The sequence below is a fragment of the Gammaproteobacteria bacterium genome, from assembly GCA_013003425.1.
Lineage (GTDB): Bacteria > Pseudomonadota > Gammaproteobacteria > Steroidobacterales > JABDKV01 > JABDJB01.
In genome coordinates, this window is the sequence record JABDJB010000067.1 from 39959 (window position 1) to 65316 (window position 25358).

Genomic DNA, 25358 nt, shown 5'->3' on the forward strand with positions numbered 1-25358 from the left:
TGCCCGCAGGCGCGGAATTGTGACGCAGACACCCCCCCGGCCGGAGCGGCGGCGGAGCCGAATAAAGCGACCGTCCGGCACCGCAGCATATTTGAGTACAATGCCGCCCCATGAAACAAAATGACCTGACCGCGGCGCCGGTATTTCGCGCCTTTATCGAGTCCGAATTGCTGCCGGAGCTGGAGATCGAAGCGACGGATTTCTGGCGTGGGCTGGGCGCTGTCGTCGCAGAATTGACGCCCCGGAACCGGCAGTTGCTGCAGACCCGGGACGAGCTGCAGGCCCGTATTGACGCCTGGCACGCTGAAAACAACGCCGCCAGCCGGGATGCCGGTCGTTACCGCAGTTTTCTCGAGGAGATCGGCTATCTGGCCGCGGATCCCGGCGAGGTGACGATAGCGACAGAAAATGTCGATCCGGAGATCGCGACTGTCGCCGGACCGCAGCTGGTAGTGCCGGTAAGCAACGCGCGTTTTGCCCTCAATGCCGCCAATGCCCGCTGGGGTAGCCTGTATGACGCCCTTTACGGCACCGACGTCATACCTGCCAGCGAAGGTCGCGAGCCGGGCAGTTCGTACAACCCAAAACGCGGCGCCGCGGTTATCGCTTATGCCGCCGGATTTCTGGACCGTGTCGTGCCATTGGCGCGCGGCAGCCATGCTGATGCCACGGGTTATGACATCGTCGACACAGCGCTGCAGGTGCGACTTGCTGATGGCGCGGTAACAGGCCTGGCTGCGCCGTCGCAGTTTGCCGGTTTCAGCGAAGAAGCAGATCAACGTCGCGTGTTGTTACGCAACAATGGGCTGCACATCGAATTGCTGCTCGACCCCGGCCACGTGATTGGCCGTGATTCTGCGTCTGATCTGGCTGACGTGATCATGGAGTCGGCGGTGACGACGATCCAGGACTGCGAGGACTCGGTTGCCGCAGTCGATGCCGGGGACAAGGTCGGTGTTTACCGCAACTGGCTGGGGCTGATGCGTGGCACGCTGGCGGCGACTTTCAGGAAGGGTGGCCGCGAGATGACGCGCACGCTGGAAGCTGACCGGCAGTACACGGCATGCGACGGCGGGCAACTGACCCTGCATGGCCGCAGCCTGATGCTGGTGCGCAATGTCGGCCACCTGATGCAGACCGATGCGGTAATCGACGCAAACGGCGATGAAATTTTTGAGGGAATTCTGGATGCCGTGGTCACGGTTGGTTGTGCCATGCACGACTTGCGCCAGCTCGGCGAACATCGCAACAGCCGCAGCGGCAGCGTCTACATCGTCAAGCCGAAGATGCACGGGCCGGAGGAGGCTGCATTTACCAATCGGCTGTTTGCTGCGGTAGAAGACATGTACGGGTTAGCGCGCAACACAATCAAGGTGGGCGTGATGGACGAGGAGCGCCGCACAACGGTCAACCTTGCCGCCTGCATCAATGCCGTGCGTGAACGGCTGGTGTTTATCAACACGGGGTTTCTCGACCGTACGGGTGATGAGATCCACACCAGCATGGAAGCCGGCCCGATGCTGCCAAAAGAGATCATCAAGACGCAGCCGTGGATCAATGCCTACGAGGACTGGAATGTCGATATCGGTATCCGCTGCGGGCTGCCCGGTCGGGCGCAGATCGGTAAGGGTATGTGGCCGAAACCGGATGAGATGAAGCAGATGGTGGAGACTAAAATCGGTCATCTCGAGGCCGGCGCGAACTGCGCCTGGGTACCGTCACCGACTGCGGCAACCCTGCATGCCATGCACTATCATCAGGTTAACGTTTTTGCACGGCAGCGTGAGCTGGCAAAGCGCTCGCTGGCGAGCCTGGAGGATATCCTGACCCCACCGTTCTGCGACCCGGCTTCGCTGGATGCCACCACCATAGATATGGAGCTGAAGAACAATGCCCAGGGGATTCTGGGCTACGTGGTGCGCTGGATCGACCAGGGCGTCGGTTGTTCCAAGGTGCCCGACATCAACAACGTCGGGCTGATGGAGGACCGTGCAACGCTGCGTATCTCCAGCCAGCACATGGCCAACTGGTTGCGGCACGGCATCTGCAGCGAAGAGCAGGTAATCGCCGCGTTTCGCAGCATGGCCGAAGTGGTAGACGGGCAGAATGCCGGCGACCCGGCCTACGTAAACATGGCGCCGGATCTTGACAGCAGTACTGCGTTCCGCGCCGCCTGTGACCTGGTTTTCAAAGGTTGCGAGCAGCCCAGCGGCTACACCGAACCATTACTGCACGCCTACCGCCGCCAGCACAAAGCAGGTACGCGTTGAGATAGTTATCTGCAGCGCCCTGCGGCAGGAAGCATTGAGCCTGATTACAGGTATCGGCGACAGAACCCGTGGTCTGTCCCTGATTATTGGTCTAGGCTGCAGGTATAAGTCCAACAAGCAAACCTGCCCGCCGCACATGGGCGAAAGGGAGAGAGCCATGCTAATGCCAGCCCGTCTTTTGGCCGCATTGATTTTTGGTGCGGTGCTGAGCCATTCCGCTGCCGCCGACGAGGAAACGCTGCAAAACGATGGTTTTGCAGACGGCGCGCCGGTCAATTTTCAGGCAGGGTTTATCGCCGGCGAGATTGCAGCCGCCCGCTTCGAACCTAAGATAGCCTGCCCCTGTGTTTTGAGCAGTATTACGCTGCTGTTTGGCGGGGCCGCAGTAAGCAGGGAAATGGGGATTTCTGTCTGGGACGACGCGGGCGGTGGATCTGAGCCTGGCTCGCTACTGTTCACAGGCGACGTGACGCTGACCGGTTCAAACGTTTTCCTGCAGCAAATCGATCTCACTCTGACACCGATCATTATCAATGGGCCATTTCGGGTCGGGCTGCAATTCGGACACAACGGGCTGCCGAGCATTGCAACCGACCTGGACGGTACGATCAATGCCGGTGCCAACTACATCCTGGCCGATATCGGGGCCGGACTTCTGTTCTGGTTTCCGGCAAGCCAACTAGGCGTTGGCGGCGACTTTGTGATGCGAGCCACAATCGACAACCTGGTGGAGCCCGACCTGGATGCAGACGGTATTCCAGATAGCACCGATAACTGTATCGAGGTCATTAACGCCGACCAGCGTGACACCGATGCTGACAACATCGGCAATGCCTGCGATCCTGACCTCAACAATGACTGTCAGGTTGATCTGGTGGATCTGGCCCTGTTTCGCCTGGTATTCCTGACTGCCGACCCGGACGCCGATTACAACGGTGACGACAGAGTTGATCTTGTGGATCTGGCTTTGATGAGAACGCTGTTCCTGCAGCCGCCCGGGCCCAGTGCGACCGGGTGCGTCGTCACAAGCGGGGTCGGACCAACTATCAGGCAGCAAAAGACAATCCAGGAGTGACCCTGCTTTTAATGCGGCCGGCTTGAATCGCATTGTCGGGTTTGAAATCGCGATTGAAGCTGTCGATGCGGCCGGTTAAAGAGAGCAGGTGCTGTAGTCCGGCCTCGATCAGTCAGCTTTGGCAAGGTCGGCGATCATTGCAGCGAGGAAGCGGCAGGCTTCGCCGCCCGTTATACAGCGGTGATCGAAGGTGAGCGACAGCGGGATGCGGCGATGCACTTCGATGCCACCCATCACCGCGACGACGTCGTGGCGAATGCCGCCGGTGCCGACGATGGTGACCATAGGCGGGACTATTACCGGTGTGGCGTAGCGACCGGCCATCATGCCGAAGTTTGACAACGTAATAGTCGGATCTTTCATGTCGGCTGGTGCAACCGCGCGGTTGCGGGTTGCGACTTTGACGTCATTGATCGCTGCGCGCAGCTGGTTGCTGTCGCGGCTGCCGATATCACGCAGTACCGGGACAATCAGCCCGTCCGGTGTATCGACCGCCATTGCAAGGTCTATATGCTGATGCATCGTGCGGCTGTTCGATTCCGGGTCGTACCAGGCGTTCAGCGCCGGTTCCGCGCGACAACCGGCGACGATACTGCGCAGTACTCGCGTAGTGATGTCCTGGCCACGTGCCCATTCGTGGATATCGGCGTCGTCGAACAAGGTGCACGCGGTAACCTGGTCGCGCGACTGGCTCATGCTGTGCGACATTGCGCGACGCGGGCCGCGCAGGGGTTCTGCTGCGCCGTAATTGATATCGGTGCGCGGTGCGGGCGGCGGCATTGCCGGTCCGATGGTGCTGCTGGTTTGTGCAAAGGCACGAACGTCATTGGCAGTGACCAGGCCGTTTTTGCCACTGGGCGTGACATCGCGCAGATCGACATGCATCTTTTTGGCCAGCGCACGTACCGCCGGGGCAGCCTTGACGCGGCCCTTGCGCCGCCGGCCACGGCCGCCAATGATAGCGGTTTCAACCATTACTTCATCGCTGGTCGGCATGCTGCCAACCACGGTGCCGCTGTCACCGGCGTCGGCTTTTTCCGCAGCAGGCGCGGCCGCTGCCACCACGCCATCGTCGCCGGCAAATTCCACCAGCGGCTTCCCTGTTTCGACGATATCGCCCTCACCAGCGTGCAGTCTGGCAATAACACCGGACTGTGGCGCGGGTACCTCTACTACTGCCTTCGCGGTTTCCACCGATACCATCGGCTGGTCGACTTTGACCTCATCGCCTTCCTTGACGTGCCAGGTGACAATTTCAGCTTCGGGCAGACCTTCACCAAGGTCGGGCAGGTTGAACGTGCTCATGTAATAGTCCCCGTCAGGCTTCCAGCGTTTCAGTGATCGCATCTTTGATGCGGGCGACGCTGGGCAGATATTCCATCTCCAGCCGGAACAGCGGCATCACCGTATCGTAACCGCTGACACGCCGGATCGGCGCCTGCAGGTCATAGATGCCTTTCTCCGCGACCTGCGCGGCGATTTCAGCGCCCACGCCGCAGGTCTGGACAGCTTCGTGAACGATAACGAGTCGACCGGTCTTCTCCACCGATTCAAGAATAGTCTCGATGTCCAGCGGGCTGATCGTCGCCAGGTCGATTACTTCACAACTGACGCCTTCATTGGCCAGTTCTGCCGCGGCCTTTGTCGTCTCATGGGTCATGGCGCCCCATGTCACAACGGTGATGTCATCACCCTCGCGCAGGATGTAACAAACATCCAGCGGCAGCGCCTCGCCGTTGTCCTCGACTTCCTGCTTGGCCAGGCGATAGATCCGTTTGGGTTCGAGGAACACAACCGGGTCAGGGTCGCGGATTGCCGCCAGCAGCAGGCCGTAAGCGCGCGCCGGCGAGGAGGGGATAACCACGCGCACGCCAGGTATGTGCGCAAAAAGCGCTTCGGTGCTTTCCGAGTGATGCTCCGGCGCATGAATGCCGCCGCCATACGGTGCGCGCAATACCATCGGGCAGGTCAGTCGTCCGCGGGTGCGGTGTCGCAGCCGGCCGGCATGGCTGATCATCTGGTCAAAAGCCGGATAGATAAAGCCCATGAACTGGATTTCGGCAATCGGCAGCATGCCCTGCGCGGCCATGCCCACCGACATGCCGGCAATCATGTTTTCCGCCAGTGGCGTGTCCATCACCCGTTCCTTGCCGAACTGCTGCTGTAGACCGGCCGTGGCACGAAATACACCGCCGTTTACGCCAACGTCTTCTCCCAGCACCACGACGCGCTCGTCATTACCCAGTTCATGCGCCAGCGCCATCGTAACGCCCTCAATCAGTGCAATGCGGGGCATCAGTGGCCACTCCCGTTGGTGCCTTCGTAACGGACAGCAGTTTCCAGTTGCTCCTGCATTGCTTCGGGCAGCGTGGCGTACATATGTTCAAACATCGCGCTCACCGGCATACGCGGGGTTGCGAGATACTCATCAACTGCCGCATCGACTTCCCGGGCACATTCTTCAAGCATTTGCTGCTCGCGTTGCTCATCCCACAGACCCTCGTTCATCAGGTACCGCCGAATTCTTATCAGCGGCTCGAAGCCCCACGCTTCTTCCACTTCTTCCTTCGGGCGATAGCGGGTGGCGTCGTCTGCGGTGGTGTGGTCTGACAGCCGATACGTCATGGCCTCGATAAGAGCCGGCCCGCCGCCGCTGCGGGCGCGCTCCAGCGCGGCACTGACCGCAGCCCGGACAGCAATGACATCGTTGCCATCCACCTGGATACCGGGCATGCCTGCCGCAATGGCTTTCTGCGCCAGCGTCTCGGCCGCCGTCTGCAAATGCAGCGGTACGGATATCGCCCATTTGTTGTTAACCACCATGAATACGGCCGGCAATTGCTGCGCGCCGGCCAGGTTGAGGGCCTCGTAAAATGCGCCTTCGGATGTGCCGCCGTCGCCGATCGACGAGACCGCACAGCGCTTTTCGCCGCGCAGCTTGAACGCCATTGCTGCACCGGCGGCATGCAGGCACTGCGTTGCAATGGGCACGCACCAGGGAAAATCATGTTTTGGTCCGGCAAAATTATTGCCGCGCTCGTCGCCGCCCCAGTAAAGCAGAATTTCCGACATTTTTACGCCGCGCCACATCTGCGCGCCATATTCCCGATACATCGGCGCAAATACGTCTTCGGGCGCCATTGCGGCACCTACACCTACATGCGTCGCTTCATGCCCCAGGCATGAGGCGTATGTGCCAAGTTTGCCGGTGCGCTGCAGGTTGATGGCCTTGGTATCGAACGTTCGAACCAGAGACATGCTGCGATACATCGTGAGCAGTTCATCCGTATCGCGTGCGAAGGCCGGAAGTTCGCTGACCACTTTTCCTTCCGGGTCGAGGATCTGCAGGTGATCGACACGGTATTCAGCGACTGTTTTCTTCAAGACGTAACCTCTTGCCGGCCAATGTGGCCGCTTGCTTAATGTCTGGCTGGCGCCGGTAAAATCAGCCGGGTGCGAGTGCACCGCCGGCAGCGCGCGGCATTATAACCCAAGATATTTTGTGCGCTGCCACAACCGGCGTATATACTGCTGATTCGCCTGACCACACGGATTTGACGATGCCGGACAAGCCAATCGAAAGCGGCCTGGCCAAGGTCGAAAACCAGTCACTGACCTACAGCGAGTATCTGGGCCTGGATGCCATACTCAGTGCGCAGCACCCGTTGGCAGATCCGCCGCACCACGACGAGATGTTGTTCATCGTTCAGCACCAGATTGCCGAGTTGTGGTTCAAGCTGAGCCTGCACGAACTGCGTGCCGCAATCGACATGATCCGAAACGATCATCTGGAGCCCTGCACCAAGATCATCGCGCGAATCAAAATAGTGCAGCAGCAGCTGTTCAGCCAGTGGGCGGTGCTCGAGACGCTGACGCCGATCGAATACGTACAGATGCGCGACGTGCTTGGAACCGCTTCGGGGTTCCAGTCGCTGCAGTATCGCCAGTTCGAGTTCGCGCTTGGCAACAAGAACCGGGCGATGCTCGATATTCACGGTGTCGGGACGCCGGCCGGGGAAATTCTCAACGAGTGGCTCAACCGGCCGAGTATTTATGACGAATTCCTTCGCCACCTGCACCGCAAAGGCCACAATGTGCCAGCCGAGCGCGTTAACCGCGACTGGGGCGAGCCGTATGTCTCCCATCCCGGTGTCGTGGAGGTATTCAAACGCATTTACGAGAACCCGCAGCGTTACTGGGATGCCTACGATGTCAGCGAAAAACTGGTGGACCTGGAGGAGAACTTCCAGCTGTGGCGCTTTCGGCACATGAAAACCGTCGAGCGCATTATTGGCTACAAGAAAGGCACCGGAGGCTCATCCGGCGTGCCATTTCTGCGCCGGGCGCTGGAAATGCGCTTCTTCCCGGAGCTGCTCGAGGTGCGCACCGAAATCGAAGCCTGACTGCTATAATAGCCGTATTATTGCGCATCAACGCCGTGGCGCCCGCGAGCTATGCTTGGCGGGCGTCGCCGGTTTACAGGAGCTTCGTAATGCCTGAAATTCGTGAAAATCCCACCGGCATTCACGGGTTCGAATTTGTCGAATTTGCCGCCCCCGACCCGGCGCAGCTGATCGACCTGTTCAGCCGGCTGGGCTTTACCCGTGTTGCCCGTCATCACCAGCGACCGATCACCCTGTGGCGACAGAATGCGGTCAACTTTCTGATCAACGAGGACCCGGACAGTTTCGCGGCTGAATTCGCTGCCGTGCACGGCCCATGTGCCTGCGGCTTTGCAGTGCGTTTTGCCGATCCTGTCAAAGCCCAGGGTATCGCACTCGAGCGTGGCGGCAGGGAATTCACCACACGGCCCGAGACACTGGCGCTGCAGGCGCCGGTAATTGAGGGGATTGGCGGTGCAGCCCTGTATTTTGTCCCGGATGACGACGCGCAGATCTATTCCGGGGAGTTTGTCGAGTTTCCACAGGTTGACCAGCAGCCGCGCGGGCTCGGGCTCTCATTCATCGACCATCTGACTCACAACGTGTACCAGGGCAACATGGACAAGTGGGCAGACTTTTACGAAAACCTGTTCAACTTTGAAGAGATTCGCTACTTCGACATCAAGGGTGTCAAGACCGGGCTGCAATCGCGCGCCATGACGGCCCCGGATGGCAAGGTGCGTATCCCGATCAACGAATCGGCTGATGACAAATCACAGATTGCCGAGTATCTCGAGGAGTACAAGGGTGAGGGCATCCAGCATATCGCGCTGTTTACCAACAACATCTACGAAACAGTGGAGCGCCTGCGGGAGAACGGAATCGAATTTCTTGACGTGCCTGACACCTATTACGAGATAGTCCCCGAGCGTATCCCTGAGCACGGCGAAGACCTGCAGCGCATGCATCGCAACTACATCCTCATAGATGCAGACCAGAAAGATAAAAAACAAATGCTGCTGCAGATATTCACCCAGACCTGCATCGGTCCGATCTTTTTCGAGATCATCCAGCGCAAGGGCAACGAGGGTTTCGGTGAGGGCAACTTCCAGGCGTTGTTCGACTCGATCGAACGCGACCAGCAAAAGCGTGGTGTGCTCTAGCAGTTAATGTCTTTGCGACTCTATACGTACTGGCGCAGCAGCTCGTCCTATCGTGTGCGCATTGCGCTCAACCTGAAAGGGCTGGAGTACGAGCAGGTGCCAGTGCACCTGGCCCGCGGCGAGCAGCATGGTGTTTACCGGCAGCTCAATCCGCAGGGAATGGTGCCGGCGCTTGCGCATGACGGCATGCTGCTGATCCAGTCGCTGGCCATAATCGACTACCTCGAGCACGCATTTCCGCAGCCAGCGTTGTTACCGGAGGATGCGGCTGACCGTGCACGCGTTATTGCGCTGGCGCAGATAGTGGTGGCCGAGACTCAGCCGCTGAACAATTTTGGCGTGCTCAAATACCTGGCCGGTGAAGTCGGGATAAGCGAGGAACAGCGCCAGGGCTGGTATGAACACTGGGTGGCGCGCGGCTTTGCGGCCTTTGAGGCGTTGCTGGCCGATCCACGCAGCGGCGAATTCTGCCATGGTGACAAGCCGACGCTTGCGGACATTTGCCTGGTGCCACAGGTCTATAACGCGCGTCGTTTTAACTGCGACCTGGAGCCCTACCCGGGCATCCGCCGGATTGAGGAAAGATGCCTGCAGCTGCCGGCGTTCGATGACGCGGTCCCCGAACGGCAACCTGACTGCGACCAGTGAACGATGCTGCCAAGCCCGACCTCGTGCTGGTTTATGACGAGCAGTGCCCCTTCTGCGATGCCTACGTCCGGATGGTGCGGGTGCGCGCGGCAGCCGGAACGCTGAAGCTGCTGAGTGCGCGTGAGGGCGGGCCGGAAATGGATCGGATTACCGCGCTGGGGCTGGATGTTGATGAAGGCATGGTGCTTATCGCCGGCGATGAGCTTTACTACGGTAGCGACGCAATTCACGCCCTGTCGCTGCTGAGCAGTCGCTCCGGCCTGTTCAACCGCCTCAATTTCCTGGTGTTTCGCTCAAAGGCGCTGTCCAGGGTGATTTACCCGGTGCTGCGGGCAGGCCGCAACCTGGCGCTGAAGCTGCTCCGCCGCAGCCGCATAAACAATCTCGAGCTGCCGGAAAACGACCGCTTCTGACTATTTCAGGAACCGGATGGTGAGCGGGTAGCGGAACTGCTCCCCGTCATTTGCCTTCACCGCGGCGATAATCACCATCACCAGGTCGAAAATTCCCACCACCACCAGCATCAGGAAACCTATCAGCACCAGCACCAGGACCGCCGAAACGATTGTGGCAATCAGCATGGTGATCTGGAAATTGAGCGCCTCTTTGCCCTGATCGTCGACAAACGGCATTTCGTCTTTTTTGATCAGCCAGACCACCAGCGGGCCGATAATCGCGCCAAAACCGCCGGTAAAAAAGGCAGTTAGCGCGCTCAGGTGTGTGAGCATGGCCCAGGTGCGCTCGTCTTTGCTGATTTCGCTCACAGCGATCTCCCGGTAGCCGTGTTTCATCAGAAATGTAGTCGGGCTGGCGGCCACCGTCAACACGATTGCTCAGGGCAGCCAGGCATAACCGATTTTCGCGAACCAGGTCTTGTTGATTGCGGTGAAACCGGTGAGCAAGTCGCCGTCTTCGGCTGCATCAGAGTAGCCCAAAAACAGCACGGTTTGCGGGTTGACCTTGTAGGAGTACAGCAGCTGCGTGGAAAGCGATCGTGAGCGTCCCTCTGTTTCCTCCAGGTAAAGGGAAGGGTCGCGTTCTATATCCTGATGCTGCACCACCAGGCGGACAAAGCTGCGGACATCGAACTGCCAGGTGAGTCGGGCATCGCTCAGGTTTGCGGTGAATATGTTGGCGCCGCTGTCGAGCATATCCAGCGCCTGGAAAGCGTGACGCAGCCTGAGCTGCAGGTGCTTGCCGAGATTCAGGTTGAGGTATGGGCGCACGAACAGGTTGTCGGCCAGCCGGCTGTTTGAAAAATCGATGGACTCCCCGGTGCGCACAAGCAGGCCGAGTTCCTTGCCTGCGAAGGGTACAAATTCGCCATAGAAGAAGGCGAAATTTTCATCGTACTGGCGGCCATCGAACAGACGGTCGCGCTGGCCGAGGCCGGTTTCCAGGAACGATTGCAGTGGGCCTTCTACTTCGATGCTGCCTTCGATTTCGCGTTCCAGCACCTGGCCGTCTGCGGTGTAGGCGATATCCCAGTCGCCGCCGATCTCTACCGTCGACCAGCGTTCGCCCGGATAGAAATAGCGTCGTCCGCCAAGAATCCACTGGCTGAATCCAACCTTCGGCTCAAAACCGAGGTCGGCGCGGAAATTTTCACCATAGTCGCGGTAACGAGTGTACTGGCGCCAGTTTCGTGAGACATGGTCATAGCCGATGCTCACTGCCTTGTCGCTTGCCGACCGGCGCTGGTCATAGTCTCGTGCCACCTGCTCCGGGTATTCGGTATCTGAAGCCAGGTACTGGAAGGACAGAGAATCGCTTTCGGTGAAACGAAATCTGCCGTCGATGCCGCCGACATAATTGGAATAGCCGCTGCCATCACGCGCGGTGAGCAAGGCGCCGATGGTCGAGTTGTCACCCAGGTCGCGGCGATAGCGGGCGACCAATGCGTTGTTACCCCGGTCCAGGGTTGCGGTGTCTGAGCCTTCGGCCGCGGGAAACAGGAGGTTCGTCTTGGTGTCCCGCGCGCCAAACACGCCAAAATTGTGTTTGCCCAGTTTGCCTACAAGCTTCGCACCGGCGTCGGGATCGGCGATGGTACGCGTGAACACGGCATCGATACGGGTGTTGAAAAAATCCGCACCATCAAGAAAAAATGGGCGTTTTTCCGGAAAGAAAAGCTCAAACTGCTCATTCACGGATAGCTGGGCGACATCGGCTTCGACCTGGGAAAAATCCGGGTTAAGCGTGGCGGCAAGCGTCAGATCGGGCGTAATGCCCCAGCGAATATCCAGGCCGGGTTCGAAATCCGCATCCCCCGCAATCAGTTGCTCGGAAGGTTCGGCGCGTGTGTCAGACCGGTTGACGGTAAGCGTCGGGGCGAGAACCAGGTTTCGGCCGGGTTGGGCGCACGCGAAACCACGAACCTTTTCCAGCTGACACAGGTAACAGTGGCGCCCACGATCCTGCGGGTTGTTGGATATGCGATGACGCTGCGAGCGCGGATAAAAGCGCAGGACATCAATCCCCCAGGTCTGGAGTTGTGCCGTCTTCGGAAACCGCAGCTGTTGCAGCGGAATCGACATTTCCACTTCAAATCCTTCGTCGGTTATGCGACCGGCAGAATCCCAGATAGCATCCCACGAGTCATCCTCGTCGCGATTGACGTCATCATTCGTCAGGTCCATCTGAACGCCATAAGGGTTGGCGAAGAATTCGAATGCAAAGCGCTCATCATTGAAGGTGTCGACAACCACGCCGACCATGTCATCTTTCCAGGCGCTGTCGCGGTCGCGCAAATAGGCGCGTATCTTTTCCGGCTCGGGGTCGTAGGCGCGAAAGGCCAACAGCAGGTCGGAACCGGTCTCGCCCAACAGGACTTCGGTGCGTACCGGCGGCCTGATATTTTCGCCGGGACGGGTTTCCACGTCGAGTTCCATCAGCAGGGCACCGTTCCAGGCGCTCTCGTCGATGACGCCATCCACCCTGATGCCGTCAGGCAGCCGGGGAATACTGCGCAAACCGTCCGCGTCCTCCGGCATATGATCCGGCACGTTGCAGGACGGCTCCGCATGAGCGCTGACCGCTACGAGGAGGGCGATCAGCAGCAGGCCAGGTAAGCGAGCCAATGTCATTGGTATGGTTTGTCTCCGATGTAGCCTGGAGCTGTCAGCGGGCAGAAAGGTTTAAACCGACAGGATTACGGCAGATGCGGCAGTGCCAGATAGTCCGTAGTCTGCATCTCGGTCAGCCTGCTGCGTGTACGGCGGCATTCAAATGCCAGCCGCTCGCCGACATACAACTGATCCGGCGGCGCTGCAGCAGAGAGTATCAGCTTGACCCGGTGGTCGTAAAAGACATCTACCAGCCCGATAAAACGGCGCATGTCGTCGTCGCGGCTCTCGTCGAGTATCGGGATGTCCGACAGCAGCACGGTATGGAACAGGCGAGCTATTTCGAGGTAATCGGCTGCGCTGCGTGGCGCCGTGCAAATTGCGTCGAAGTCGAACCATGCCACGCCGTCAGCACGTTGCCGGGTCGCGATGTCGCGCCCGTTTATTTCGATCACGGCTTCGGTTCGCGGCTGGTCCGGCGCGAGGGCTGTCATGTAATGCTGCAGGTTGGCTGCTGCCTGCCGGTCCAGAGGAGAATGGTAAATCTCGGCAGACTGCAGCACACGCAGCCGGTAGTCGGCGCCATCGCCGATTTCCATCACCTGGGTATGTTTTTGCAGTAGCTCGATTGCGGGCATAAAGCGCTGCCGCTGCAGCCCGTCATGGTAGAGGTCATGCGGGGCGACGTTTGAAGTGGCAACCAGCGTGACGCCGTTGTCAAACAGGGCTGCCAGCAGATTGCCCAGGATCATCGCATCGCCTATGTCGGCAACATAGAACTCGTCAAAACAAAGAATACGGGTTTTCGCTGCGATGCCCGCGGCAATTTGCGGCAGCGGATCGCGGGTCTCGCCCAGTGCGCCGAGTTGCGCATGTATGTCCTGCATGAAACGGTGAAAGTGGCTGCGGCGTTTCGCCGCGAACGGCAATAACTCGTAGAAGAGGTCCATCAGGTAGGTCTTGCCGCGCCCGACACCGCCCCACAGGTAAAGGCCCCTTTCCGGGGCTGCCGGGCCGGACAGGCGGCGCCGGATATTTTCCAGCAAGCTGGTCGGCTGATGCTGCGCCAGCCGCGCACCGAGCTCATCCAGTGTGGCGATCGCGCCCAGCTGCCCGCTATCTTCGGTGAAGTGCCGTTCATCGAGATCACGCTGGTAGCGCGCGACCAGCCCGATACCACGCATGGTTCAGTCCTCGTCCAGCGCGGGCAGGTCACGAAAGTACTGCAGAGCTTCCGGGTTTGCCATTGCGTCGGTGTTTTGCACGGCTCGTCCGTGGATCACGTTGCGCACTGCCAGTTCGACGATCTTGCCGCTGATCGTGCGTGGAATATCCGCCACGGCAATAATTTTGGCCGGAACATGCCGTGGCGTCGTGTTATTGCGAATCTGGCTGCGAATGCGCTGACGGAGTTCGTCGTCCAGCTCGACGCCGTCGCGCAGGCGTACAAACAGGATAATGCGCTGGTCACCGTGCCAGTCCTGGCCTGCAGCAATGGATTCAATGACCTCGTCAAGCTGTTCCACCTGGCGATAGATTTCCGCCGTGCCGATACGTACGCCACCGGGGTTTAAAACTGCATCAGAGCGACCGTAGATGATCAGTCCGTCGTGTTCGGTCAGCAATGCATAGTCGCCATGGCACCACGTATTGTCGAAACGGTTAAAGTACGCTTCGCGGTAACGATCATCATCGATGTCGTTCCAGAAGCCCAGCGGCATCGATGGGAAAGGTTTTGTGCAGACCAGTTCGCCTTTTTCCCCGCGCAACGGTGCACCCGTTTCGTCGTAAATGTCGACCGCCATACCGAGTCCGCGGCACTGCAGTTCGCCGCGATACACCGGCAGCAGCGGGTTGCCCAGTGCGAAACACGAAATAATGTCGGTGCCGCCGGAAATCGATGACAGCTGCAGGTCGGGTTTGATGTCCGCGTAGACGTAATCGTAGCTTTCTTCGGTCAGCGGCGATCCTGTCGATAGAATGCAGCGCAATGACGCCAGATCGAATCTGGTACCCGGCTTTACGCCAGCTTTTTCCAGCGCCGCAAGGTATTTTGCGCTGGTACCAAAGACGCTGATACGTTCTTCGTCCGCCATGCGCCAGAGGACCTCGGGGTCGGGCGCAAATGGTGAACCGTCGTAAAGCACCACGGTTGCTCCGGCTGCCAGGGTGCTTGCCAGCCAGTTCCACATCATCCAGCCGCAGGTGGTGAAGTAAAACACCCGGTCGGCGGGTGTGACGTCGGTATGCAGCACCAGTTCCTTGAGGTGCTGCAGCAAAGTACCGCCCGCTCCGTGCACGATGCACTTCGGCGTACCGGTAGTGCCGGACGAATACATGATGTACAGCGGATGATCGAACGGCAGCTGTGCAAAATCGATGTCGCTGGCAGGAGTGACAAAATCGGCCAGCAGGGAAGTCACCGGCAGCGCGGACACATCCGGGTCAGGATCGAGGAACGGCACCAGTACGACCTGTTCGACTGCCGGAAGTGCCGACAGCAGTTCGGCCAGCCGCGGCAACAGGCTGATGCGCTTGCCGTTGTAGCGATAGCCGTCGACGCTAAACAGCACTTTTGGCGCGATCTGGCCAAACCGGTCAAGGACGCCATTGACGCCAAAGTCAGGCGAGCAGGAGGAAAACGTTGCGCCAATGCTGCTGGCAGCCAGCATGACGACGACCGTCTCCGGGATATTTGGCATGTAGGCAGCGACGCGATCGCCTTCGCGGACGCCGGCCGCGCGCAGGCCTGCGGCTACGCTGGCTGCCTGTTGCCACAGTTCATCGCGTGACAGTTCGCGGCGGTTGCCGCTTTCATCGCGGAAAATAATCGCCGGCTGTGGACCGCGATGCTGTAACAGGTTCTCGGCAAAGTTCAGTCGCGCACCGGTAAACCAGCGCGCACCCGGCATGCGCTGCGGGTGCTGTAAAACCTGCTGCCATTTACGGGAAGACCTGACGTCGCAGTAGCGCCACAGCGCCGGCCAGAATTCCGTCGGGTTACCGACAGACCACTGCCACAGATCGCCGTATTGCGACAGGTCCTCGCCGCAGGCACGCGACAGCTGCGTAGCAAAATCTGCCATGCGCGAGGCCGCAGCCCGTTGCGCAGTTGGCGTGTAAACGGGCGCCGCCATGGGTCAGCCGAGCTTCTGTTCCAGCTCCGGCACGATAGAGAACAGGTCGCCGACCAGGCCTATGTCGGCAACCTCGAATATTGCCGCCTCAGCATCCTTGTTGATTGCCACTATGGTGCCGGCATCCTTGATGCCAGTCAGGTGCTGGATTGCGCCGGAGATACCGATGGCAAAGTACAGGTCCGGCGCAATGATCTTGCCGGTCTGGCCAACCTGCATATCGTTTGGCACATAGCCGGCGTCAACGGCGGCACGCGAGGCGCCGACCGCGGCGCCGAGTTTGTCCGCCAGTTTGTAAATGACCTCGAAATTTTCGGCGCTGCCGACCCCACGCCCGCCGGAAACCACCCGTGCCGCGGACTGCAGGTCGGGCCGTTCGCTGGCCTGCGCTTCCAGCTTTATATAGCGGGTATGCGTGGGCAGGTCGGCGTCGGTTGTTGCGGCTTCGACGCTGGCGTTACCACCTGCATCTGCCGCCTTGAAAGAAGCCGTGCGTACCGTGCCGACCACCAGGCAACCTGCCGGAACCTCGGTCTCAACAATAACGTTGCCGGCGTAAATCGGCCGCCTGAATTTTCGCTCGCCCAGTACTTCCATGATATCGCTGACCTGCGGCACACCGAGCAGGGCCGCGGCGCGCGGCAATACGTCCTTGCCGAAAGTGGTCGACGGTGCCAGCAGGTGACTGAAGTCACCGGCCAGCGCGGCGATCTGTGGTGCCAGCACTGCAGCCAGCGGGCTGGCGTTCTCGGCGCGCGAGACCTGCAGGACCTTTTGCACGCCGGCCAGTGCAGCAGCCTGGCTGGCAACCGCATCGGCGCCATCGCCCAACACCGCGATTTCGGTCGGGCCGATCGCAGCGGCACAGGTCAGCGCCTTGGCAGTTGAGGGATTGAGTGTTTTGCCGTCATGTTCGGCAATCAGCAGGACCTTTGTCATCACAGTACTCCCTGGTCGCGCAGCGCGGCGATAAGTTCATCGACGCTTTCGACCCGGACACCGGCTTGGCGCTGTGGCGGTGGCGTGAAGTTTGACATTGTCAGCTGCGGCGGCAGTTCTACACCCGTGTCCGCCAGTGGAATCGTCTCCAGCGGTTTGCGCTTTGCCTTCATAATGTCAGGCATCTTGACGAAGCGTGGTTCGTTCAGGCGCAGGTCGGTGGTGACTACAGCAGGCAACTCCACGGCTATAGTCTCGAGCCCGGCATCGACCTCGCGGGTTGCGGTTGCCGTCCCGTCGCTGATTTCCAGCTGCGAGACAAAGGTTGCCTGGGGTCGTTGCCACAGCGCCGCCAGCATCTGCCCGGTCTGGTTTGAATCGTCATCGATTGCCTGCTTGCCAAGCAGGATTAAACCGGGTTGCTCCTTTTCTGCCAGCTGGTGGAATACGCGGGCAGCCGTCAAAGGCTGAATTTCATCGTCGGTTTCGACCAGCACGGCGCGGTCTGCACCCATTGCCAGGGCGGTGCGCAACTGCTGCTGCGATGCCTGACTGCCTATGCTTACCGCAATTACCTCTTCGGCAGCGCCACTCTCGCGCAGCTGCAGCGCCTGCTCGATGGCGATTTCGTCAAAGGGATTGACCGACATCTTGACGCCGTCGGTTACTACGCCATTGCCATCACGGTCGATCTGTACGCGCACGTTGTAATCAATTACGCGTTTCACGCAAACAAGTATCTTCATTAATAATTCTTTCTGTTGCTACAGGTTCTGGTAGTTGGGCCCCGAGCCGCCCTCCGGCGGCACCCAGTCTATGATCTCGTAGGGGTCCTTGATGTCGCAAACTTTGCAATGCAGGCAGTTGGCCGCATTGATCTGCAGCTGCTTGCCGCCGCTGCCATCGTCGACCATTTCGTAGACACCGGCCGGGCAGAAGCGGGTGCATGGGTTGGCGTATTCCTCGGCGCAGGTCGTGGCGCAGATCGAGGTGTCGCGCACCTTCAGATGCACCGGCTGGTCCTCATCATGAGCAATGGCCGAGTAGTAGACCGAAGCCAGCCGGTCGCGTGGCGGCAGGTCCCGATCGACATACGCCTTATCGCTGCTGCCAGCCTCACCGACTTTCTGCAGGCTCGACCAGTCCGCATGATTCTGCAGCGTCCACGGCAGCTTGCCGAAGGTGACGGTTTCCAGCGCCGCGTTCATCAGGCCCGGCCAGAACCCGCCGTTGAAGCCCGGGCGAATGTTGCGCACTTTGCGCAATTCCTGGCCCCAGCGACTGTCGCGAAAGGCCTTGTCGAACCCTGCCGCCGAGTCCTTTGCTGCAAGATGGTCTGCCGCGAGCATGCCGCCGCCCAGCGCCATATGTACACCCTTGATCTTCGGGACGTTGAGCGTGCCGCCGGCATCGCCTATGAGCAGCGCGCCGGGCATTTCAAGCTTTGGCAATGACTGGTAACCGCCTTCGACCAGTGAGCGCGTACCTGCCGACAGGATCTCGCCGTCCTCGAGCAGGCCGCGCACAGAGGGGTGGTGCTTGTATTGCTGGAAGGCCTCGAACGGACTGAACATCGGGTCCTGGTAGTCCAGCCCGGTGACAAAGCCGATGTAAACACGGTCGTTGTCCAGGTGATACAGGAAGCTGCCGCCATAGACACTGCGCTCCAGCGGCCAGCCGATGGTGTGTCGTATCAGGCCCGGCGTTACCCTGCCAGGAGGCAGTTGCCACAGTTCCTTGAAACCAATGCCGTAGGTTTGCGGCGATTTTCCGGCGTCGAGCTGATAGTGGTCAATCAGCTGTTTGGACAGACTCCCGCGGCAGCCTTCTGCCAGCACCGTATGGCGCGCATGGATGTCAACGCCGGGGGCAAAATTTGGCCCGGGCTGGCCGTCCTGGCCGACGCCCATATCGCCACAGCGCACGCCGATGACGGTGTTGTCGTCGTCAAACAGCACTGCGGCGCCGGCAAAGCCCGGAAAAATATCGATACCAAGCGTTTCGGCATGTTCGGCCAGCCGCCGGCACAGCCCGCCCAGCGACATGATGAAGTTGCCTTTGTTATGCATCTGCGGCGGGTTCATGAAGCGCAATGCACGCTTGCTGGTCAGCATCACGAACTCGTCCTTGCTTGCCGGTACACATATTTCCGGCGGATTGTCGCGCCATCCGGGTAGCAGTTCATCCAGTGCAAACGGTTCGACCACTGCACCGGAAAGCGCATGCTGTCCAACTTCGGAGGCCTTCTCGAGTATGCAGACATTCAGCGCGTCATTGCGCTGCTTTAGTCGTATTGCGCAGGCCAGCCCGGCCGGGCCGGCGCCGACAATGACGACGTCATACTCCATTACATCTCTTTCAGTCATGTCACTGTCTCAGCTCGCCCGACAAACGCCTGCGCTGTTTTCGTCGCAGAACACGTGTTTCATTTCGGCTGCATGCGGATGGCGCCATCGAGGCGAATCGTCGTGCCGTTGAGCATCGGGTTGGCATAAACCGATGCGACCATGCGGGCAAATTCTTCCGGTTTGCCGAGGCGTGAAGGGAAGGGCACCTGGGCGCCCAGTGATTCGCGCACGTGTTCTGGCATACCGTCCATCATCGGCGTGTGAAAAATTCCCGGTGCAATGGTCATCACGCGGATGCCAAGGCGGGCAAATTCGCGAGCCAGCGGCAAGGTCATCCCGACAACACCACCTTTCGATGCCGAGTAGGCAGCCTGACCGATTTGTCCTTCGTAAGCAGCAACGGATGCTGTATTAATAATGACGCCACGCTCGCCCTCGGCATTTTCCGGATTCTCAGCCATGACCTGCGCTGCTGCTCGCGCGAGGAGGAAGGTGCCAATCAGGTTCACATGAATGACCTTGGTGAACAGTTCGGCAGGCATCGGTCCGTCACGGCCGAGCACGCGTGCAGCACCGAGGATGCCGGCGCAGCTGACGGCGAGGGTTACGCCGTCGAAACGCTCGGCCGCCGCAACAACGGCGCCGCTCACCTCTGTCTCGCTGCTGACATCGGTACGCAGGAATACGGCGCGCTCGCCGAGCATCTCTGCTGCAGACTCGCCGTGAGCCTCGTTGACGTCCAGCAGCGCTACCTGGCCGCCGGTATCGATGATGCGCCTGGCCACGGCAAGGCCCAGGCCAGAGGCGCCGCCGGTCACGACGGCCTTTGCGCTTTCGAGAATCATGCTGGCTCCTGGCTAAAACACACCATTTTAGCCGTAAAGGGGGGTTGGTGCCGAGGCGCGCTCAGGTGCTGTAGCGCGGATCGCGCCGTTTCTCCGGCAGACGGCCCAGCCGGCTGGCCGGATTGCGCCCCATTGCCTCGGTTATAAAGCGACCCGCGCCGATCAGCGCTTCCAGATCGATGCCGGTTTCGATGTCCATGCCGTGCAGCATGTAAACCAGGTCCTCGGTGGCGAGATTGCCGCTTGCGCCCTCGGCATAGGGGCAGCCGCCGAGGCCGGCAACCGAGGCATCGATCGTTGCTGCACCGAGTTCCAGGCATGCCAGCACATTGGCCAGTGCCTGGCCGCGCGTGTCATGGAAATGCACCGCCAGCTTGTCGATATCGATTTGCGTCGCCACCGCAGCCAGCATTTCCTGCGCCTTCTTTGGCGTGCCAATACCGATCGTGTCGCCGAGAGAGATTTCGTAGCAGCCCAGTTCATACATCTGCCGGGCAACCCGGCTTACCTGCGACGGACTGATCGTCCCCTGGTACGGGCAGCCGAGTACGCAGGAAACATAGCCGCGCATCGCTACGTTTTCACGCCTGGCAACTGCAGCGACGATTTCGAGGCGCTTGAATGCCTCGTCGATCGAGGCATTGATGTTCCTGCGATTGAATGCGTCGGATGCGGCGTTGAAGATTGCGATAGTTGTTGCACCGGCTTTCAGCGCCCGCTCCATGCCACGTTCGTTTGGCACCAGCACCGGATAGGTGACGCCGGGACGACGATCGATCGCGGTGAAGACATCGCTGGCATCCGCAAGTTGCGGAATCCAGCGCGGGCTGACAAAACTGGTGGCCTCTATACAGCTCAGCCCGGTTGCCGACAGCCGGTTGATGAGTTCAACCTTTGTCGGGGTCGGAACCGGGTCGGCTTCGTTCTGCAATCCGTCGCGTGCGCCGACTTCGACAATTTTCACCCGACGCGGCAGGTTCATGCAACGGCCTCCTGGTCAGGAGCTATATCGACCAGCGGTACCTCGGCATCGACCATCTCGCCTTCAGCGAACAGTACTTTCTCGACCGTGCCGGCAGTGCGTGCCTGCACCGTGAACTCCATTTTCATTCCCTCGAGCACAACCAGCGGTTGTCCTTTCTCAACGCGGTCACCCGCGGCGACCCTGATCGCAACGATGCGGCCCGGCATCGGCGAACCCGGATGGGCTGCGTCGTCGACATCCCCATCGCCTGCCGGGTAAGGATCTGTCAGCCGGAAACGCATGGCAGTTTCGCCGCTGCTTATCAACAGCTGACTGGCGTGACGCAGGATTCCAAATACCGCGCTGCGCGTATCAGCTTCGATGGTAAGCCGTTCGGCGCCGGCCGCGGCCGCGGTGACTGTCAGGTCGACATCATCGTACTGCACGCGGTAGCGATTACGGCCAGCCATCGACACGTCAACCGTTGCGGCAAACTGTCCGGGTGCTTCAAGTCGCAGCCGGGTGCGGCCACGCCCATTGGCCTGCCAGCCATCGGCGATATCCCATGGCGATCCGGCATAGGCTGATTTCAACTCACGTGCCCGCACTTCGGCAACCGCTGCTACAGCCGGGTACAGGGGATCCGGCGCGGGCGCGGCGAGGAGGTCCGCGAGGTTGGCATCGATATAACCGGTATCCGCTTCGCCGGCGAGATAAACCGCGTCAGCAGCAATACGTCGCAGCAAATCGAGGTTTGTTGCTGGTCCGAACACAGCGGTGTTGGCCAGCGTATGACGCATTCTGGTTAGTGCGGCCTGGCGGTCAGCGCCGGCGCAAATCAGCTTGGCAATCATCGGGTCGTAATGGATGCTGACGAAATCGCCATCTTCGAAACCGGTGTCCAGCCTGGTTCCGTCGCCTGCCGGGCAGCAAAAACGATCGATGCGGCCGGTCGATGGCAGAAAATCCTGCGCCGGGTCCTCGGCGTAGATGCGTACTTCGATGGCGTGACCGTTGCTGCTCACCTGCTCCTGCGTCAATGGCAGTGGCTCGCCGCATGCCACCCGTAACTGCCACTCGACCAGGTCCTGGCCCGAGGTCAGCTCGGTAACCGGGTGCTCCACCTGCAGCCGGGTATTCATTTCCAGGAAGTAGAAGTTGCGCTCGCGGTCGACAATAAATTCGACCGTGCCCGCGTTACAGTAATTTACAGCCCGTGCGGCCGCGACGGCCGCCTGGCCCATGCGTTCGCGCAACGGCGCGTCGAGAAAAGGCGACGGGCTCTCCTCTATGATCTTTTGGTAACGGCGCTGGATTGAGCACTCACGTTCGTTGAGGTGCACGATGTTGCCGTGCGTGTCACCGAAAACCTGGAACTCGATATGCCGCGGCGACTGCAGATATTTTTCCAGCAGAAGCTGGTCGTCGCCGAACGCGCTGCGTGCTTCGCGTTGCGCACTTTCGATTGCCTGCGCCAGCTCACCGGGTTCGTGCACGATACGCATACCCTTGCCGCCACCGCCGGCGCTGGCCTTGACCAGCAGCGGAAAGCCGACCTGCTGTGCATGCCGCTGCAGTGTCGCCAGTGACTGGTCCTCGCCATGGTAGCCCGGGATTGTCGGTACACCCGCTGTGTCCATCAGCGCCTTCGCTGCAGCTTTTGAGCCCATCTGTGCAATGGTCTGCGGTGCCGGTCCGATGAACGCAAGCCCGGCCGCGGCACAGCGCTCTGCAAACCGGGAACTTTCGGACAGGAAGCCGTAGCCGGGGTGAACAGCGTGCGCACCCGTTGCATGCGCAGCAGCCAGCAGCGCATCGACAGACAGGTACGAACGGGATGCTTCTGCCGGGCCGATATGAATTGCTTCATCGGCCAGGCGCACGTGGCGCGCACGAACATCGGCGTCGGAATACACGGCCACCGTCGCAACACCGAGGTGGCGGCATGTATCAATTATGCGGCAGGCGATTTCGCCGCGGTTGGCAATCAGTATTTTGTCGAACATCGGTTTGATCCGGGCTGGACGCCCGGCCCCTCGCGCTTAGGGTCTACGGATCGCCACCCGGGGTCAATGCTGCCAGCTTGGCTTGCGTTTTTCGAGGAAGGCGCCGAGCCCCTCCTGGCCCTCCGGCGAGACGCGTATCTGGGCGATGATCTCGGCCGTGCGCCTTGAAATAGTCTGGTTCGATGAGCGATCAGTATGGCTGACCATGCCGATCAGTTCCTTGCTCTCACGGATAGCCATCGGACCGCCTTTCAGCAACAGCGTGGCCAGGTGTTCGACATGCGGGTTGAGCGCCTCCGGCGCAACTGTCTCGTGCAGCAGGCCGAGCCGCTCGGCGTGGGCCGCATCGAAGGCCTCGCCGGTCAGCATGTAGCGGCGTGACTGGCGCACGCCCAGGGCGGCTATGACGTACGGCGATATCACCGCGGGCGCCAGCCCGAGCCGCACTTCGCTCAGTGCGAATCGCGCATCGTTGCTGGCGACGGCAATATCGCAACAGGCAATCAGCCCGACGCCGCCGCCGTAGGCCGGACCGTTCACCTTGGCGATGGTTGGCTTGCCGATGGAATTGAGTACTGACATGAGTTCGGCCAGGCGCAGTGCGTCTTCGTAGTTTTGCCCCATGTCCAGGCTGGCGGTTTTTTTCATCCAGCTGATATCGCCGCCGGCACAGAAAGTATCGCCGCTGCCAGTAAGGATGATTACGCGTACTTTGGTGTCGCGATCGGCATTGAGCAGCAGACCGGTCAGTAACGCAATCTGCGTGTCGTCGAAGGCGTTGTGCACCTCCGGACGGTTCAGGACCAGAGTGAGCACACCGTGCTCGTCCAGATTTTGCAGTACTGATTCCGCCATATACCGGCTAAAAATTGGAGTTACTTAAGAGTATAGACGGCTTTCGCGCTACATGCGGAAGACGCCGTAACCACGCGGCCCGACGTCGGCGGCGTTTGCCGCTGCGGCGATTGCGCAACCCAGAACGCGCCGGGTATCCAGCGGATCTATCAGTCCGTCATCCCATAACCGGGCTGTCGCGTAGTAGGGGTGTCCCTGCTGTTCGTAGCGACCGCGTATGCTGTCGCGGTAGGCCTGCTCATCAGACTCGGACCACGTCTCGTTGCGGGCCTGCGCGTTGTCCCGCTTGACAGTTGCCAGCACCGAAGCGGCCTGCTCTCCGCCCATTACCGAGATTCTCGCGTTGGGCCACATCCACAGCATCCGGCCGCCGTAGGCGCGGCCGCACATTGCATAATTTCCAGCGCCGAATGAACCGCCAATGATCACGGTAAACTTCGGCACCGTGCTGCAGGCCACGGCATTGACCATTTTGGCGCCATCTTTGGCAATACCGGCATTCTCGTATTTCCGTCCCACCATAAAGCCGGTGATGTTCTGCAGGAACACCAGCGGGATCCGCCGGCTGTTGCACAGCTGGATGAAGTGCGCGCCCTTCAGTGCCGATTCCGAAAACAGGATGCCATTGTTGGCGACGATCCCGATGGGGAACCCGTGCAGGCTGGCAAAACCACAGACCAGCGATTTTCCGTACAGCGGCTTGAATTCCTGAAACTCGGATGCATCGACCAGGCGGCCGATAATCTCGCGCACTTCGAATGGATAGCGGGTATCCCGCGGCAGTATCCCGTAGATCTCGCGCGGGTCCAGGGCCGGGTCACGCGCCGGGTGTGGTGCCGATGGTGCCGGCCCGCGGGCGAGACTGGCGCAGATATCGCGTGCAATCCTCAGGGCGTGGGCATCGTTCTCGGCCAGATGATCGGTGACACCGGACGTGCGGCAGTGCACGTCGCCGCCGCCGAGCGTCTCGGCATCGACGACCTCACCGGTTGCGGCCTTTACCAGTGGTGGACCGCCAAGAAAAATGGTTCCCTGGTTGCGCACGATCACCGCTTCGTCGCACATCGCCGGGACGTATGCACCGCCAGCGGTGCACGAGCCCATCACCACCGCGATTTGCGGGATGCCGGCAGCAGAGAGCCTTGCCTGGTTGTAGAAAATCCGGCCGAAGTGGTCGCGATCGGGAAATACTTCGTCCTGCAGCGGCAGGAAGGCACCGCCGGAATCGACCAGGTATATGCACGGAAGGTTGTTTTCGCTGGCAATTTCCTGCGCCCGCAGGTGTTTTTTCACCGTGACGGGAAAATAGGTTCCGCCTTTTACCGTGGCGTCATTGGCGACCACCATGACTTCACGCCCTTCGACGCGACCGATTCCGGTGATGATGCCGGCGCACGGGGCCTGGCTGTCGTACAGATCGTTTGCGGCCAGCGACGAAAGCTCGAGAAAGGGGCTGCCCGGGTCGAGCAGAGCCTCTATGCGCTCGCGTGGCAGCAGCTTGTCGCGGGACAGGTGCTTTTGTCGCGCACGCTCGCCACCACCCTGAGCTGCAGCGGCGACTTTTGCCGCCAGATCGCTGACCAGAGCCTGCATGTGTTGTTCGTTCTCGCGAAATTCCGCGGCGCGTGTATCGACAGTGCTTTTTAAAATCGGCATTCGGG

Annotated in this window: 21 protein-coding genes; 6 read left to right on the forward strand and 15 right to left on the reverse strand. The window is 60.2% G+C overall.

Annotation, left to right across the window (positions count from 1 at the left end; genetic code table 11):
- Positions 1 to 110 precede the first annotated feature (110 nt).
- Together HKN06_09765 and HKN06_09770 are read left to right on the forward strand one after the other, a co-directional pair.
- Complete coding sequence (locus tag HKN06_09765; protein NNF61598.1) at positions 111 to 2270, forward strand: malate synthase G; 2160 nt, start codon at positions 111 to 113, stop codon at positions 2268 to 2270.
- A gap of 157 nt (positions 2271 to 2427) precedes the next feature.
- A complete protein-coding gene (locus tag HKN06_09770; GenBank protein ID NNF61599.1) occupies positions 2428 to 3345 on the forward strand; it encodes a hypothetical protein in 918 nt (305 codons plus the stop codon).
- Positions 3346 to 3453: 108 nt separating this feature from the next.
- On the opposite strand, the gene HKN06_09775 is transcribed toward HKN06_09770, so the two are convergent.
- From HKN06_09775 to pdhA, 3 genes are read right to left on the reverse strand one after another with little or no spacing between them, the layout of a single operon-like run.
- The gene (locus HKN06_09775) at positions 3454 to 4650 is read right to left on the reverse strand and encodes a 2-oxo acid dehydrogenase subunit E2 (GenBank protein ID NNF61600.1); all 1197 of its coding nucleotides are present in this window, start codon (positions 4648 to 4650) and stop codon (positions 3454 to 3456) included.
- A 13-nt stretch (positions 4651 to 4663) separates the two neighbouring features.
- On the reverse strand, positions 4664 to 5641 hold the full coding sequence (locus tag HKN06_09780; protein NNF61601.1) for an alpha-ketoacid dehydrogenase subunit beta: 978 nt from the start codon (positions 5639 to 5641) through the stop codon (positions 4664 to 4666).
- Entirely contained in the window at positions 5641 to 6729 is a 1089-nt protein-coding gene (pdhA, locus tag HKN06_09785) for a pyruvate dehydrogenase (acetyl-transferring) E1 component subunit alpha (protein ID NNF61602.1), read from the reverse strand. Before pdhA ends, HKN06_09780 begins: the two co-directional genes overlap by 1 nt.
- A gap of 176 nt (positions 6730 to 6905) precedes the next feature.
- Here pdhA and HKN06_09790 point away from each other — a divergent pair, with 176 nt between their 5' ends.
- The 4 genes from HKN06_09790 (at position 6906) to HKN06_09805 (ending at position 9951) form a co-directional block, all read left to right on the forward strand.
- Positions 6906 to 7748, forward strand: coding sequence for a tryptophan 2,3-dioxygenase (locus HKN06_09790; protein ID NNF61603.1), 843 nt, complete (start codon positions 6906 to 6908; stop codon positions 7746 to 7748).
- 89 nt (positions 7749 to 7837) lie between these two features.
- Positions 7838 to 8890 (forward strand): 4-hydroxyphenylpyruvate dioxygenase, encoded by a 1053-nt coding sequence (hppD, locus tag HKN06_09795; protein ID NNF61604.1) that lies wholly within the window; start codon positions 7838 to 7840, stop codon positions 8888 to 8890.
- Between the two features lie 6 nt (positions 8891 to 8896).
- Positions 8897 to 9538, forward strand: coding sequence for a maleylacetoacetate isomerase (gene maiA, locus HKN06_09800; protein NNF61605.1), 642 nt, complete (start codon positions 8897 to 8899; stop codon positions 9536 to 9538).
- Positions 9539 to 9609: 71 nt separating this feature from the next.
- Positions 9610 to 9951, forward strand: coding sequence for a hypothetical protein (locus tag HKN06_09805; protein ID NNF61606.1), 342 nt, complete (start codon positions 9610 to 9612; stop codon positions 9949 to 9951).
- Here the strand turns inward: HKN06_09805 and HKN06_09810 are convergent, their stop codons facing one another.
- The 12 genes from HKN06_09810 to HKN06_09865 form a co-directional block, all read right to left on the reverse strand.
- Complete coding sequence (locus HKN06_09810) at positions 9952 to 10329, reverse strand: DUF4870 domain-containing protein (protein ID NNF61607.1); 378 nt, start codon at positions 10327 to 10329, stop codon at positions 9952 to 9954. It lies immediately after the preceding gene.
- Between the two features lie 42 nt (positions 10330 to 10371).
- On the reverse strand, positions 10372 to 12624 hold the full coding sequence (locus HKN06_09815; protein NNF61608.1) for a carbohydrate binding family 9 domain-containing protein: 2253 nt from the start codon (positions 12622 to 12624) through the stop codon (positions 10372 to 10374).
- A gap of 65 nt (positions 12625 to 12689) precedes the next feature.
- A complete protein-coding gene (locus HKN06_09820; protein NNF61609.1) occupies positions 12690 to 13787 on the reverse strand; it encodes a cell division protein ZapE in 1098 nt (365 codons plus the stop codon).
- A 3-nt stretch (positions 13788 to 13790) separates the two neighbouring features.
- Positions 13791 to 15740, reverse strand: a complete 1950-nt coding sequence (locus HKN06_09825) for an acetoacetate--CoA ligase (protein ID NNF61610.1) — start codon at positions 15738 to 15740, stop codon at positions 13791 to 13793.
- A gap of 3 nt (positions 15741 to 15743) precedes the next feature.
- Entirely contained in the window at positions 15744 to 16679 is a 936-nt protein-coding gene (locus HKN06_09830; GenBank protein ID NNF61611.1) for an electron transfer flavoprotein subunit alpha/FixB family protein, read from the reverse strand.
- A complete protein-coding gene (locus HKN06_09835) occupies positions 16679 to 17425 on the reverse strand; it encodes an electron transfer flavoprotein subunit beta/FixA family protein (GenBank protein NNF61612.1) in 747 nt (248 codons plus the stop codon). The genes HKN06_09830 and HKN06_09835 overlap by 1 nt, the downstream gene beginning before the upstream one ends.
- Positions 17426 to 17443: 18 nt before the next feature.
- Positions 17444 to 19045 (reverse strand): electron transfer flavoprotein-ubiquinone oxidoreductase, encoded by a 1602-nt coding sequence (locus tag HKN06_09840; protein NNF61613.1) that lies wholly within the window; start codon positions 19043 to 19045, stop codon positions 17444 to 17446.
- Between the two features lie 59 nt (positions 19046 to 19104).
- On the reverse strand, positions 19105 to 19872 hold the full coding sequence (locus tag HKN06_09845) for an SDR family NAD(P)-dependent oxidoreductase (protein ID NNF61614.1): 768 nt from the start codon (positions 19870 to 19872) through the stop codon (positions 19105 to 19107).
- 61 nt (positions 19873 to 19933) lie between these two features.
- Positions 19934 to 20848: a hydroxymethylglutaryl-CoA lyase gene (locus tag HKN06_09850; GenBank protein NNF61615.1), complete on the reverse strand. Its 915-nt coding sequence runs from the start codon at positions 20846 to 20848 to the stop codon at positions 19934 to 19936.
- A gap of 2 nt (positions 20849 to 20850) precedes the next feature.
- Positions 20851 to 22842 carry an acetyl-CoA carboxylase biotin carboxylase subunit gene (locus HKN06_09855; protein NNF61616.1) on the reverse strand — a complete coding sequence of 664 codons (1992 nt, stop codon included), beginning with the start codon at positions 22840 to 22842 and terminating at the stop codon, positions 20851 to 20853.
- 63 nt (positions 22843 to 22905) lie between these two features.
- The gene (locus HKN06_09860) at positions 22906 to 23697 is read right to left on the reverse strand and encodes an enoyl-CoA hydratase/isomerase family protein (GenBank protein NNF61617.1); all 792 of its coding nucleotides are present in this window, start codon (positions 23695 to 23697) and stop codon (positions 22906 to 22908) included.
- 48 nt (positions 23698 to 23745) lie between these two features.
- The gene (locus HKN06_09865) at positions 23746 to 25353 is read right to left on the reverse strand and encodes a methylcrotonoyl-CoA carboxylase (GenBank protein NNF61618.1); all 1608 of its coding nucleotides are present in this window, start codon (positions 25351 to 25353) and stop codon (positions 23746 to 23748) included.
- Positions 25354 to 25358: the final 5 nt, after the last annotated feature.